Annotated in this window: 12 protein-coding genes; 6 read left to right on the top strand and 6 right to left on the bottom strand. The window is 58.8% G+C overall.

Annotated elements, in window-relative coordinates; genetic code table 11:
• Positions 1 to 57: 57 nt before the first annotated feature.
• Entirely contained in the window at positions 58 to 285 is a 228-nt protein-coding gene (locus FHX06_RS03935) for a hypothetical protein (RefSeq protein WP_183878149.1), read from the top strand.
• On the opposite strand, the gene FHX06_RS03940 is transcribed toward FHX06_RS03935, so the two are convergent.
• Positions 264 to 1,943 carry a formate--tetrahydrofolate ligase gene (locus FHX06_RS03940; RefSeq protein WP_112543516.1) on the bottom strand — a complete coding sequence of 560 codons (1,680 nt, stop codon included), beginning with the start codon at positions 1,941 to 1,943 and terminating at the stop codon, positions 264 to 266. The two genes, FHX06_RS03935 and FHX06_RS03940, sit on opposite strands and share 22 nt — an antisense overlap.
• 174 nt (positions 1,944 to 2,117) lie before the next feature.
• Here FHX06_RS03940 and FHX06_RS03945 point away from each other — a divergent pair, with 174 nt between their 5' ends.
• The gene (locus tag FHX06_RS03945) at positions 2,118 to 2,645 is read left to right on the top strand and encodes a TIGR00645 family protein (RefSeq protein WP_112543515.1); all 528 of its coding nucleotides are present in this window, start codon (positions 2,118 to 2,120) and stop codon (positions 2,643 to 2,645) included.
• A 79-nt stretch (positions 2,646 to 2,724) separates the two neighbouring features.
• Here the strand turns inward: FHX06_RS03945 and FHX06_RS03950 are convergent, their stop codons facing one another.
• Both FHX06_RS03950 and putA read right to left on the bottom strand, forming a co-directional pair.
• A complete protein-coding gene (locus tag FHX06_RS03950) occupies positions 2,725 to 4,395 on the bottom strand; it encodes a hypothetical protein (RefSeq protein ID WP_183878151.1) in 1,671 nt (556 codons plus the stop codon).
• Between the two features lie 96 nt (positions 4,396 to 4,491).
• Complete coding sequence (gene putA / locus FHX06_RS03955; protein WP_183878153.1) at positions 4,492 to 7,608, bottom strand: bifunctional proline dehydrogenase/L-glutamate gamma-semialdehyde dehydrogenase PutA; 3,117 nt, start codon at positions 7,606 to 7,608, stop codon at positions 4,492 to 4,494.
• 112 nt (positions 7,609 to 7,720) lie between these two features.
• Here putA and FHX06_RS03960 point away from each other — a divergent pair, with 112 nt between their 5' ends.
• The 3 genes from FHX06_RS03960 to FHX06_RS03970 all read left to right on the top strand — a co-directional run bounded on the left by FHX06_RS03960 (position 7,721) and on the right by FHX06_RS03970 (position 9,559).
• Entirely contained in the window at positions 7,721 to 8,182 is a 462-nt protein-coding gene (locus FHX06_RS03960) for an Lrp/AsnC ligand binding domain-containing protein (RefSeq protein WP_112543512.1), read from the top strand.
• 144 nt (positions 8,183 to 8,326) lie between these two features.
• Positions 8,327 to 9,052 (top strand): helix-turn-helix transcriptional regulator, encoded by a 726-nt coding sequence (locus FHX06_RS03965; RefSeq protein WP_113210820.1) that lies wholly within the window; start codon positions 8,327 to 8,329, stop codon positions 9,050 to 9,052.
• Between the two features lie 45 nt (positions 9,053 to 9,097).
• Entirely contained in the window at positions 9,098 to 9,559 is a 462-nt protein-coding gene (locus FHX06_RS03970; RefSeq protein WP_113016466.1) for a PAS domain-containing protein, read from the top strand.
• Positions 9,560 to 9,610: 51 nt separating this feature from the next.
• On the opposite strand, the gene FHX06_RS03975 is transcribed toward FHX06_RS03970, so the two are convergent.
• The 3 genes from FHX06_RS03975 to FHX06_RS03985 all read right to left on the bottom strand — a co-directional run bounded on the left by FHX06_RS03975 (position 9,611) and on the right by FHX06_RS03985 (position 12,624).
• Positions 9,611 to 10,732, bottom strand: coding sequence for a DUF2333 family protein (locus FHX06_RS03975; protein ID WP_113210819.1), 1,122 nt, complete (start codon positions 10,730 to 10,732; stop codon positions 9,611 to 9,613).
• A gap of 143 nt (positions 10,733 to 10,875) precedes the next feature.
• Positions 10,876 to 11,949: a hypothetical protein gene (locus FHX06_RS03980; RefSeq protein ID WP_113208130.1), complete on the bottom strand. Its 1,074-nt coding sequence runs from the start codon at positions 11,947 to 11,949 to the stop codon at positions 10,876 to 10,878.
• Between the two features lie 72 nt (positions 11,950 to 12,021).
• Entirely contained in the window at positions 12,022 to 12,624 is a 603-nt protein-coding gene (locus FHX06_RS03985) for a thymidine kinase (protein WP_112543507.1), read from the bottom strand.
• Positions 12,625 to 12,859: 235 nt separating this feature from the next.
• On the opposite strand from FHX06_RS03985, the gene FHX06_RS03990 reads away from it, so the two are divergent.
• On the top strand, positions 12,860 to 13,816 hold the full coding sequence (locus FHX06_RS03990) for a choline ABC transporter substrate-binding protein (protein WP_113210818.1): 957 nt from the start codon (positions 12,860 to 12,862) through the stop codon (positions 13,814 to 13,816).
• Positions 13,817 to 13,873 lie beyond the last annotated feature (57 nt).

Genomic DNA, 13,873 nt, shown 5'->3' on the forward strand with positions numbered 1-13,873 from the left:
GATCCTCAGATACCCAGATCAAAGTCTCGGGACGACGATGTCGAGGATCGCAAGTGCATGAAGGCTATCGCAGCCTGCATTATCTTCGGACTGCTTGTTACTGCCATAGGCTTGCTGTTTTCAGGCCATGTCTTTTGGCTCCTGCCGATAGCGATATTGGCTGGCGGAAGCTTTCAGCGGCTGTTCGTTTGGCTATTCATCGACCCCGACTACGAGAAGCGTCGACGCCATCTCATCACGAGCAGCGCGAACGCCACTGGGGATCAGAACAACCCTTCGATATAACCCTGATCGTTGAGGAAAATCCGTTCCGCCGATGGCGATTTCGGCAGGCCGGGCATGGTCATGATCTCGCCGGTAATGACGACGACAAAGCCGGCGCCCGCCGACAGCCTTACTTCGCGCACCGACACTACATGCCCCTCCGGCGCACCGCGCAGGTTCGGATCTGTCGAGAAGGAATATTGCGTCTTCGCCATGCAGACCGGCAGCTTGCCATAGCCTTGTGCTTCCCAGGCCGCCAGCTGGTCGCGGACCGCCTTGTCGGCCGTCACCTCGCCGGCATGATAGATCTTCGAAGCGACGATCTCGATCTTTTCGATGAGCGGCAGGTCGTCGCCATAAAGCGGCTCGAACCTTGCCTGTCCGGATTCGGCTAGCTCCACGACCTTGTAGGCAAGGTCCTCGATGCCGGCAGAACCTTCCGCCCAGTGACGGCAAAGGATGGCTTCGGCGCCATGACGCGCGACATATTCCTGCACGGCGGCGATTTCAGCATCGGTATCCGAAACGAAATGATTAATCGCAACGACGACAGGAACGCCGAACCTGCGCACATTGGCGATATGGCGGCCAAGATTGGAGCAGCCGCGAACCAGCGCCTGAACATTCTCCGCGCCGAGATCGTCCTTCTTCACGCCGCCATTCATCTTCAGCGCCCGGACTGTCGCGACGATCACCGCGGCACTCGGTTTCAAGCCGGCCTTGCGGCATTTGATGTTGAAGAATTTCTCCGCGCCGAGATCCGCTCCGAAGCCCGCTTCCGTCACCACATAGTCGCCGAGCTTCAACGCAGTCTTCGTCGCGACCACCGAGTTGCAGCCATGGGCGATATTGGCGAATGGACCGCCATGCACGAAGGCCGGATTATTTTCGAGCGTCTGCACGAGGTTCGGCTGCATGGCATCCTTCAGCAGGACGGCCATCGCGCCATCGGCCTTGAGATCGCGGGCATAGACCGGCGTCTTGTCGAAGCGGTAACCGATGATGATCTCTCCGAGCCTTCGCTCCAGATCCTTGAGATCGGTCGCAAGGCAAAGGATCGCCATGACTTCGGACGCGACGGTGATATCGAAGCCGTTCTGCCGCGGGAACCCGTTGGATACGCCGCCGAGCGAGGACACCATGCTGCGCAGCGCCCGGTCGTTCATGTCCATCACTCGTCGCCACGTGATGCGGCGCAGATCGATATTCTCTTCGTTGCCCCAATAGATGTGGTTGTCGATCATCGCCGCGAGCAGATTATGCGCCGAGGTGATCGCGTGGAAATCGCCGGTGAAATGCAGGTTGATGTCTTCCATCGGCACGACCTGGGCATATCCGCCGCCTGCCGCTCCACCCTTCACACCGAAGCAGGGACCGAGCGAGGCCTCGCGCACGCAGACGATCGCTTTCTTGCCGATGCGGTTGAGCCCGTCGCCGAGACCGACGGTGGTCGTCGTCTTGCCCTCGCCTGCCGGCGTCGGATTGATGGCAGTGACAAGGATCAGCTTACCGTCCTTCTTGTCCTCCTGGGCGGCGATGAACTCGGCGCTGATCTTCGCCTTGTCGTGACCGTAGGGAACGAGCTGCTCCGGCGGGATGCCGAGCTTGGCGCCGATCTCGAAAATCGGCTTCTTTGTTGCCTCACGCGCAATTTCGATATCGGATTTGATGGCAGCCATGGATCGTGTTCCCGTTTTCTCTGCGCGCCCGATTTCTCTATGCGCGACGGACTCGGCGCTTATTTCAATCGGATAGCGAAATATGCCCAAACTGTGAATAGCGCCGCGCCTTGCCCTGCGGCTATTCCATTGTTTATTAGGGGTCAGCGATTCTAAGACTTACGGGGGTAGACCGTGAAATCACTCGAACTTTTGGTCGAGCGCATCATCCTTTCCAGCCGTTGGCTGCTTGTGGTCTTCTATATCGGCCTTGTCCTTGCTTTGGCCGTCTATGCCGTGGCCTTCGCTTTCAAATTCCTGAAGGTCGCAGGAAGCGTGTTCGAGCTCGGCGAGGCCGAAATGATCCTCGCCATGCTCGGTCTCATCGATGCGGCACTCGTCGCAAGCCTCATCGTCATGGTCATGATCTCCGGCTACGAGAATTTCGTCAGCCGCTTCGACGAGGCTGAAAAGGAAGGCGAAGTCTCCTTCCTCGGCAAGCTCGATTCCGGCAGCCTGAAGATCAAGGTCGCCTCCTCCATCGTCGCCATCTCCTCCATCCACCTGCTGCAGGTCTTCCTCAACGTCGATCAATATACCGACGGCAAGATCATGTGGCTGACCCTCATGCATCTGGCCTTCGTTGTGTCTGCGGTCATGCTCGGCTTCCTAGAAAAGTTGATGAGCGTGACCTCGAAGAACGACCTGAAGGACAAGGGCTAAAGCGGCGTCAGGCCGCAAAAGACGGCGGTGTGAAGCAGAAGCGCCGTGTCGCGGCGGCGCCTCTTTTCGAAACTCGGCATCAGTTAACTGAAGCAGACGCCGGAACGATTGCCGCCTCGGATTTTCTGGGGCACAGAACGCTTTCCTTAGCGTTTGGTCCGCAGACATGAAGGCCGGGCTCCTCATCGTAGGGGATCACACCATCGATGATCTCAAGCCTGAGCGCCTGAGGCGGATATATATCTCCTCTCCCGAAAGACGGCGTTATCATCATCGTGTCGAATGTCTCGGGACTGACGCCCATCTCACTGAAATAGGCAATGAATTTTCCGCGCTCAGTCTCCGTAACCTTGGTCGCCGGTTGGCTGAGGCCGAGAGCGGAAGTCCGTCCCACGAGCCGCGACGTTCCGCCCATAAAGGCAATGGTGCAGCTCGAAAAACAGTACGCCCCACCGGCAAAGACTTCCCCCTCGGTCGGCCCGCTTTTGGCCATGCTCGCGGTACAACGCGGATCCTGCATCGGACAATTCGGCAGGCGCGTTCTGCCAATTGACGTATCGAGGCCCGCAGCGCGGATCATACGTCCCATTGCGAAAGCTGCATCCTTGTCGCCACCAAAGGACTGAAAGACGACCGGCAACTTTCTGTCGCCGAGTGTCTTCAAGATCGCTTCCAGCTGAGCCGGTGTATCCGGCATGATGTCGCCATCCGCCGAGATCCACTGCGTGCATTCTTCCTGGCAATTGCCTTTGTACATCAGGAGGAAGTCCATCGGATGGGTTTTAGGCGCAGGATAGCTTGGGGATACGGTCGCACTCTTCACAGGCGGCTCAGGCACAGCAGCTTTGGGCGCCGGATGGCGATAGCATGCGGCATCGGCCGCTGCGTCCTGCGCGCAGAGCGGCATGCCGGGCCATTCATTGTAAGCCAGCATATCCGTGATCAGACCTGTCCGAAGTGCTTCAGTCGGCACGACCATCGCCATGCTGTCGGGTGTGGCGCTCATCATCAGGTCAACGATGTCATCGCTGACCCCCATCTCTTTCAGATACGCCTTCAGGGTCGCGCTAGCTTTTTTGCCGAGCTTGGTGGAACTGCTCTGCCCGGTAACTTTGCGGCCAATCTCCTTACGGGAAACTTCCTGCTTCTTCCCATTCACCATCTTGTATTCGATGCGATAGGAGACGCGCATCTTGTTGTAGACGGTCGTGATCTGATGAACGCCGATATAGGCCCACTGAGACGAAACTCGCGTCGTGCCGCCCGCCAAAGCCAGCGGGCACGCAGAAACGCAATATGCGCCATACGAATAGGTGGATCCAGCTGCAGCGCCATTCCGGCCGATGGCAGCCGCGCAACGCAAATCCTCAGGCGGACAGCCTTCCAGCCGCGTACCACCGACCGCCGTTTCCAGCCCAGCCTTGCGAATCATTCGTCCCATTACATAGGCGGCATTCACATTCCCACCTTCGGAACGGAACACGATCGGCAATTTCCGATTCCCGATCTTCTTGAGAATTTTTCTCATTTGGGCAGGTGTGTCGGAGGTTATGCGCCCCTCTGCGGAAATCCATTCCGGACAGTCTTGCTTGCAGACAGATCTATGCACGATGACGAAGCTCATCGGTGGATGTTCCGGCTGCTTCTGCTCTCCGGCCTGCAAAAGCGCAATTGGAAGGCTGGAAAGAACTAAAGCAAGTATTATTCGAGAAAACAGATACTTTACGGAAAGGAAAATTGCAAAGCGCACGAGTAGATTGCCTCAGTTGCATCCGATCATACGCTTAGCAATTGGTTTGAACGGCAGCAAGCGGGGTTCCCACAGACTTGCTGCCATTTCATTACTTCATTCGCCCATCGCGATCAGGCTGGCATTGCCACCAGCCGCGGCGGTGTTTACCGAGATCACCTGTTCCAGCGCAAAACGCTGCAGATAGGCCGGACCGCCAGCCTTGAAGCCGGTGCCGGAAAGGCTAGAGCCACCAAACGGCTGGGTGCCGACAACGGCGCCGATCATGTTGCGGTTGACATAGATATTGCCGGTATCGAGCGCATCGGTGACGGTGCGGATCGTGGATTCGATACGGCTGTGGATGCCGAGCGTCAGGCCGTAGCCGGAAGCCTGGATCTCCTGCAACACTTTCGGCAGTTCCTTCGCCTTCCACCTGACGATGTGCAGAACCGGACCGAAGACCTCCTTGGTCAGCGCGGCAGCCTTGTCGAGCTCGACGATATGCGGCGCAAAGAAGCTGCCCCCTGCAGGCGCCTTGCCGGCAAAACGCACCTTCTGCGTCTTCTGCATGTCGGCGATATGGGCCTCCAGCATAGCCTTCTGCTTGTCGTCGATGATCGGGCCGACATCGGTGGTTTCGAGTGCGGGGTCACCGAGCTGCAGCTCGCGCGCAGCGCCTTCAATCATCTGCGTCATGTGCTCGGCCACATCCTCCTGCAGGAAAAGCAGGCGCAGTGCCGAGCAGCGCTGACCGGCAGAACGGAAGGCCGAGAGGACCACGTCGTCAGCCACCTGTTCACCGAGCGCCGTCGCATCGACCACCATGGCATTGAGCCCGCCGGTTTCTGCAATCAGCGGCACGATCGGGCCATCCTTGGCGGCGAGCGCACGGTTGATCGCCCAGGCCGTCTTCGTCGACCCGGTGAAAGCCACACCGGCAAGGGCTGCATGTGCCGTGATCGCAGCACCGACATCGGGACCGCCGGGCACGAAAAGCAGCGCATCTTCCGGCACGCCGGCCTTGTGGAACAGCTTGACCGCCTCATAGGCAATGAGAGGGGTCTGCGGCGCCGGCTTTGCGAGCACGGCATTGCCGGACACGAGGGCTGCCGAAACCTGCCCGAGGAAGATCGCCAGAGGGAAGTTCCAGGGCGAGATGCAGGCAAAGACGCCGCGCCCGCGCCAGAGGTAGCGATTGTCCTCACCGGTCGGCCCCGGCATCTTCGTGACAGTGCCAAACAGCCGGCGTGCCTCATCAGCATAGTAGCGGCAGAAATCCACGGCTTCGCGTACTTCGGCCACACCGTCATCGAGCGTTTTGCCGGCCTCAGCTGCCAGAAGCACCAGCAGCCTGTCGCGGTTTTCCTCCATGAGGTCGGCCATGCGCTCCAGTGCCGATGCACGTTCCTCGACGGAGCGCCGCGACCATGTCTTGAAGCCCCTGGCCGCAATCGCAAAAGCCTTGTCGATATCGGCCGCGGTGGCATTGCGCACCGAACCGACGGTCTTCGAATGATTGGAGGGCGAAACCACGGAAACGTCGGAACCGATGGCCGCGACGCCGGGGATCAGCGGTGTGGCGGAAATGGCAGCAATGCCCTTGCCGATATTGCCCATCAGCCTCTCGAGCGTCGCGCGATGGCCGAATTCCAGCCCGGCGCTGTTCTTGCGCTTGCCATAGAGCTGCAATGGCAAAGGAATCTTGCTGTTGCGCGCGCTGGCCCCGACATCGAATTCGAGCTTGTCGACCGGACGCTCCAGCAGTGCCTTGATCGGCACGTTCTTGTCGCCGGCCATGGCGACGAAGGAAGAGTTGGCGCCATTTTCCAGAAGACGGCGGACGAGATAGGCGAGCAGGTCGCGATAACCGCCGACCGGCGCATAGATGCGGCAGGCGATGCGGTCGTTGGTATCAAGCAGATGATTGTAGAGGCTCTCGCCCATGCCATGCAGGCGCTGGAACTCGAAGCCGGAGCGATCATTGCCCGCAAGCTCGAGAATGGTGGAAACCGTCAACGCGTTGTGCGTGGCAAATTGCGGAAAGATGCGCGCCCGTTTGGCAAGCATGTGCTGCGCACAGGCAAGGTAGGAAAGGTCCGTCGCCTGCTTGCGTGTCCAGACCGGATAATCATCAAGCCCGCGCTCCTGCGCGCGCTTCACCTCGGTATCCCAGTAGGCGCCCTTGACGAGACGCACCATCATGCGGCGCCCGAGCTTTGCGCAGAGTTCGTCGATATAGTCAATGACGGCAACTGCACGCTTCTGATAGGCTTGGATAGCCAGGCCGAAACCATCCCAGCCGGCGAGCGACGGATCGGAAAAGACGGCGGCGATCACGTCCAGCGAAAGCTCCAACCGGTCGGCCTCTTCGGCGTCGATGGTGAAATTGAGCTGATGCGCCTTCGCCATCTGCGCGAGCTTCAGGAGATCCGGCACCAGCTCCTTCATCACCCGGTCGCGATGCGTGGCGAGATAACGCGGATGCAGCGCCGAAAGCTTGACGGAAATACCCATACGGTCGGGCAGATCCTTGCCCTTGCCGTTCTTCGCCATCCAGCCGCCGATCGCCTCGATCGCCATCGCATAAGATTGCCAGTAACGCTTGGCGTCTTCCGCGGTGCGGGCACCCTCGCCCAGCATGTCGAAGGAATGGCGATAGCCCTTTTCCTCACTCTTGGCAGCGCGGTTCAGCGCGTCCTTGATCGTCTCGCCGAGCACGAAATGATGACCGAGGAAACGCATGGCCTGCTTGGTGGCGTTGCGGACGGTCGGCAGGCCCATGCGTTTGACGAGACCCCGCACCACACCTTCAGGCGTTTCGCCGGGCCTGATGATGCGGGCCGAAAGGCCAAGTGCCCAGGCCGAAGCGGAAACGAACCAGCTGTCGGCCTTGCCCTCATGCTCGCTCCAGCCGCCTTCCTTCAGCTTGTCCTCGATCAGCTTGTCCTGCGTCAGCGCATCGGGTACGCGCAGCAGGGCTTCGGCAAGCACCATCAGCGCCAGGCCCTCTTTGGTGGAAAGCCCGTATTCCCTGAGGAAGTCCTCAACGCCGCCGATCGATCCGGAATTGCTGCGGATCGCCTCGATCATGCCGCCGGCGCGCTTGTCGATCGCCCCGTCCTGGGAGGCCGAAAAGCGCAGGCCTTCAGCAAGACCATGCAGCAGACGGTCATCGTCACCGGCAAATGGAGCGTTGAACAGGGCAAAAGGCGTGGAAATCTGGGTCGGCATGTAGTGTTCTCCGTGATTTCGGCAACATAGCTGTTCATTCGTGGTGTTTTTCACTAAACTGAGGCCGACCAACACGATCTTCGCCTACCGACCGCCTGAAAGGCCGCGAAAAATGAAAGAACTCGACCGTCTTGACCGCAAGATTCTCCGCGCACTGCAGAAGGAAGGGCGGCTTTCCAACATAGAGCTCGCTGAACGCGTCAACCTGTCTCCCACGGCGACTGCCGAGCGCGTGAAGCGACTGAGCCGGGACGGTTATATCACGGGCTATATGGCAATCCTTTCACCGGAAAAACTCGGCCGCAGCCTCCTCGTCTTCGTACAGGTTAAACTTGACCGCACCACGCCTGATGTTTTCGACGCATTTGCTGCGGCAGTAAAACGCAGCGACGACGTGATGGAATGTCATATGGTCGCGGGAGGCTTCGACTATCTTGTAAAGGCGCGCATGGCGGGGATGGATGCTTATCGCCAATTCCTCTCGGAAGTGATTCTTTCCCTCCCCGGCGTACGCGAGACACACACCTATGCGGTCATGGAGGAAGTGAAAGGGACGGCGCTTCTACCCGTATAGGCGGTAAATCAACTTAAGCGCGTTTTTCACTGGTTAATTTTTCAGAAAATGAATTAATCAGTGTGTGCTAAGTCAATTAGGGCTAGCATGCCCGCGTATTTACGTATTTGATAGCGGTAACATGGGGACCTGCGGGGGCACATAATGTCTTACATGACTACCTCTGAAAGGCAGTCATTACTATCGAGCGAATTCGCAGTGGCCCGCACGCGCGGCCTGTTCGGGCAAGCGCTTGGAAGGGTGGCAGCCGCATTCGGTTTTGAGCACATCACTCTGCTGAACGCTCCGGCGAAAGAAGATTTGCTGCTCAAACCGCTGATCATCGAGAGCTCGCTCCCGGTTTCCTACATCAGGGATTTCGACCGCGGGCATATGCTGCGGGCATGTCCCTTCGCCGCGCGCATGAGAGAATCCGCGGTGCCGCAGGTTTGGCATCTCAACGATCCCGCCCATGCCCAGTCTTTCCCGGCCGGCATCAGGAACTTGATGCTGCAGCATGGCATGACCGCCGGTATCGCTATGCCCGTCAACTCTGGGGATGGACAGCGCCTCGTCTTCTGGTTCGGTGGCGAACGCGCATCCCTCGGACAGAGCGAGATCAATGAACTCGCGATGATTATTCTCTACGCCCTCGACACCTACAATACGGTCAAGCGCAATGAGGAGAGTTCCCACAACGCGCTCTCGGCACGCGAGCTCGAGGTCGTGCGATGGACCGCGCAAGGCAAGACCTCGATCGAGATCGGCCAGATCCTGGCGCTCTCGGATCACACGGTAAATGCCTATATGACCAACGCAATTAAAAAACTCGATTGCGTCAACCGCACTCAGTTGGTAGCAAAAGCCATCCGATTGAAGCTGATCAACTGAGGAATCAGAAGAGAATCAGCGCGTCATCCCAATCAGGGGGAAACCGTGCCTCTTCGTTTCGAACAGCCGGCCGTCGAACATCGGCTGCAATCGCGTGCCCACATTGGTGTGACAGATGCCGAAGCGCTCACCATGTTCGCGGCCTACCGCCTCTTCGGCTTCTGGCGGATGAACATCGAGACCGGACATTTCTTCGCCAGCGAAGACGTACATGAGATTTTCGATCTTCCCTACAGCGAAGGTCCGGTCAACCTGACCGAACTCATGTCGCGCATCCATCCGGAAGACCGGCTGCTGATCGCCGAAACCTTCGAGCAGGCGAGCCTTCACCGTGCCGGCTTCCACTATGTCTATCGCGTCGACAACGGGCTCGGCGGCTACAAGATGGTGCGCTCCGTCGGGCAGTTCCGCGACGATGCCAGCGGAGGCGGCATCGTCGGCATCACCTATGAATTCGTCGAGAAGCTGCGCATCCTCGGCTTCGAAGACAACGGCGATCCTGCTTAGCGGCTAAGAAGCCAGGGCATCTGCCGTGCGTCCGAATGGACGTTCCGCGCTCTAGCGGTCCAATACCGAGCGAATTTCAACGAGATTCGAACGCACCCTCAATATGTAGAAGCCCATCGTGGCGAGGTGGCTCGGCATGATCCAGCCGTCTTCGCGTCCGTTGGAAATGATCGCCGGCTGGATGCGAAGTGCTGCCTGGAACTGGCGTGTCGTACCCGACCAGATGGCGCCGAGATTCCGCTCCGACACAACCTGAGAGAAGTCTGCCTGTGCGGCCGACAAAATCGCGTAATAAGCGTAGAGCTGACCATATGCAAACCAGAATCGGTCGTCGGCACGGGTATCGAACCAGCCGCGATCATGATTTTCCGAGCGTTCGGCCAGCATGTCGGACGTACTGCCGAGATCGTTGGCGATACGGTCGATGAACTGGATGAGGTTGTCGGCGCGACCGTCGAAAACGGCATTGCAGGCAGCCAGATCCGTATTGAATTTCCGCAGGCTATCAATCGCCGTGCGATAATAGGCCGGCGTCGGTGTCTTCGGTCCGAACGGGTTCAGGCCGAAATACCAGCTATATTCATCGAACTGCAGATTGCCGCGCGCATTCTGCAGATCGCTATTTATGCCGGACGTACCGCGCACGCGCCCCAGCGTATCCACCAGTTCCACGGACGTACGGCGAACGGCCTGATTGATGCCGCGCTGGAAAGATGCCTTGTTGTCGAGGAAAGGCGTGTGATCCCAATCAATGCCGAAGAAGCCCATCTTGTAGAGCACCATCGACGAGATCCAGGCATTCTGGTTGACGTTGAAATCCGTCAGATCGGCCGCGACATCGACGATTGCCGAACGCTGGCAGCTCTTGGCGGCAGTCCCGTCCGCCGCCGGAATTTCCTGCCCTGCCGGCACCTTTCGATCCGAAAGACGATATTGATCGACAAAGTTCGTGTTGAAATTCGACCAGACCTGCGTCTGCCAGATGAAATAGCCATAGAGGACGACGAGAAGCGCGAAAAAGCCGATGATCGGCAGCCGGATCACCCAGGTCCGCCGCGCATACCATCCATGCGCGGCCAGGAAGGGCCAGAAGGCCCAGGCGGCAAAAAGGCGAACCCAGCGGCCGATCGTCTGGCCGATCAGTCTGAAAAAACCGGCAATCCGGTCGAGCATCGTCGTCTCCTGTCAGGCGGCGAAATGAGGGTATCCCTCCCCACCACATATGCGCTCGATCGCTCAAGTACAACAACAGACAAGGATATTTCGGCCAGTGGCACGCGATCTGTCAGGGACGGCAGACTGCCCTCGCCGCCCTGTCAGGAACGCAGCGAACGCAGAAAGCCGAGGCCGAATACGGGGGATTTTCGTACCACGTCGATCAATGGTGCATCCGAGGGCTCATCGGCATAGGCAGGAAACTTGCGGGCAAAGTCCTGGTCTGCGCGGCTCTTTCGCTGGACCAGATCCTGAGGCACCAGCATGCCCTTTTCGAAAAGCGCTATGGATGCGGCGATATTTGGGAAAAGCTCTGGCTTGATCCTTACTTTCATGCCCGGACGGTCGGTGTCGACCTGTGCCTGGTAGATGACGAGCCGCTCCTCGGTATCGACCGATAGCTTGCGGATGAGCGCATTGCAGCCGGCGATACGGCCATTCAACCTGTCGACGAAGGTCTGGAACATGCCGATGAAGCGTTCGCGCCGCTGGCTTTCGTCGCGCATCGCATGTTCCTCGACGGAAATGCGCTCTGCCTCCGCTTTCAGCGCGAGGCGCTCGGCCTCCATCTGCTCCCAATGCGCCTTGTTGCCGTAGACGCCGATGCGACCCTGTGCGTTCAATGCCTTGGCGTTGAGCTCCTTCATCCGCATTCGCGCAATGTCAATCTCGTCGACGAGTCGTCGCCGGTGCTCGACAATGTCGACGAGGCTCAGTTCGGCGCTCTTGTGACGCTCGACAAGCGATTGCCTCTGGTCCTTGAGCAGCGTTGCCAACAGATCGGATTTCGCCAGGAGATCGAGCAGTTGTTCCACGACCGGTGCCTCGCGCACCCGCGCGCTGTGCATGCGCCACATGCGCTGTCGCGAAAACCAGCCGGCGATCTTTTCGCGCCGCGTCAATCCGCGAAAACTGTCGAGGTCCGCCGAGACCTTGGCGGTGAACTGGTCGAGCGAGAAGACGAGTTCCGCAAGCAGGACATCAAGCGTGGAACTATCGGTCAAGAAGGCCTGGAATCGCGCATTCTGCTCCAGGAAAAGCTCATCGGACGAGCGCTGCCCGTCACCATCGAAGCCGGCGATGCAAGCGGCACAATAGTCCGCCTCCCCGCCCATGGCCTCGGCAAGGTCGCGGGCGGCATCATACTGGCTGTCGAAGGGCGGGCTCTTGCGCACCGGGCACTCCAGGGAATCTGCAGATTGCAGATTAGTCATTTGCATCGCCAAAGAAAACAGGCCTTTGCCTGCTCAGACCGGCTCGGCAATCCATTCGCCATTCATCGCGTCGTCCCAATGGCGGCGGCACAGCGAAACATATTTCTCGTTCCCCCCGACATCGATCTGTGCGCCTTCGTGCAGCACCTTGCCCTCCGCATCGAGCCGCACCACCATGGTGGCCTTGCGCCCGCAATGGCAAATGGTCCGCACCTCCCGCATCTCGTCGGCGATTGCCAGGAGTTCCTGAGAGGCCGGGAAGAGCTTGCCCTGGAAATCCGTTCTCAGGCCGTAGACCATGACGGGTATGCCAAGCCTGTCGACCACGCGGGCAAGCTGCCAGATGTGATCGCGGGTCATGAAATGCGCCTCGTCGACGAAGACGCAGGAGATCGCCTGACCTTCACTGCTGAGTTTGCGCACCAGCGCATAGAGATCGCTGTCGCCTTCGAAGGGGATTGCCTCTGCCTCGAGCCCGATGCGCGAACCGATGACACCCCGCCCGACCCGATCGTCGAAGGCCGCGATCAGGAGAACCGTGCGCATGCCGCGTTCGTGGTAATTGTAGGAGGCCTGCAGCAGCATGGTCGACTTGCCGGCATTCATCGTCGAGTAGTTGAAATAGAGCTTTGCCATCGAATTCTCCTTATCTGGCTTCTTGGAAGCTGGAGAACGCAAAGAAAAGCCCCAAGAAATCGATAATCACAGGAAATCCAGGCGGCGAAATCCCCAAAAGCCTTGAAATTCAAGCTTTCTCAAAAACGCCGGAGCGTCGCAATCATATAGTCCGGAACGCCGCAAACGCGCCGAGATCGCTTGTAAAACTGGTCTATTGATGGTTGGCTTGGGAACGTAAGACTGGGAGTCTAAAATGAAAACAACAAGCGCATTCAAACTCGTCACCGCAACTGCAGTCGCCGCGCTCTCTGTCGCGACCGCTGCTTTCTCCGCAGATCCTGAAAGCTGCTCCACCGTCCATCTCTCGGACATCGGCTGGACGGACGTCACCTCGACCACTGCGACCGCTTCCCTGCTTCTGAAGAAGCTCGGTTATGAGGCCGATATCAAGGTTCTCTCCCTGCCGGTCACCTATACGTCGATGAAGAACAAGGACATCGACGTCTTCCTCGGCAACTGGATGCAGTCCCAGAAGGCCGATATCCAGCCCTATCTGGACGACAAGTCGGTCGAATCCTACGGTCCGAACCTCGTTGGCGCCAAATATACGCTGGCGACCAATGCCAAGGGCGCCGAACTCGGCATCAAGGACTTCAAGGATATTGCAGCTCACAAGAGCGATCTCGACGGCAAGATCTACGGCATCGAGCCCGGCAATGACGGCAATCGCCATGTCATCGACATGATCGACAAGAACACGTTCGGCATGAAGGAGATGGAACTCGTCGAATCCTCCGAGCAGGGCATGCTGGCTCAGGTCGCCCGCGCCGAGAAGGAAGGCAAGCCCATCGTCTTCCTCGGCTGGGAACCGCATCCGATGAACACCAACTTCAAGATGACCTATCTGTCGGGTGGTGACGACACGTTCGGACCGAATTTCGGCGGCGCCGAAGTCTATACCAACGTGCGTGCCGGCTATCTCGGCGAGTGCCCGAACGTCGGGACGCTGGTCAAGAATCTCAAGTTCTCCCTGAAGATGGAGAACGAGATCATGAACAAGATCCTGAATGAGGGCGAAGATCCGGAAAAGGCAGCGGGCGAATGGCTGAAGGCCAATCCGTCCGCGGTCGAGCCCTGGCTCGCCGGCGTCAAGACGCGCGATGGCAGCAGCGACGGCCTCGCAGCCGTCAAGTCCGGCCTCGGCCTCTGATGAAATGAACGGGGCGGGTCTGCCGCCCCGTTTTCGTTTTCATCCCGATCTTCGTTC

The sequence above is a fragment of the Rhizobium sp. BK512 genome (genome assembly GCF_014194915.1).
Taxonomy (GTDB): domain Bacteria; phylum Pseudomonadota; class Alphaproteobacteria; order Rhizobiales; family Rhizobiaceae; genus Rhizobium.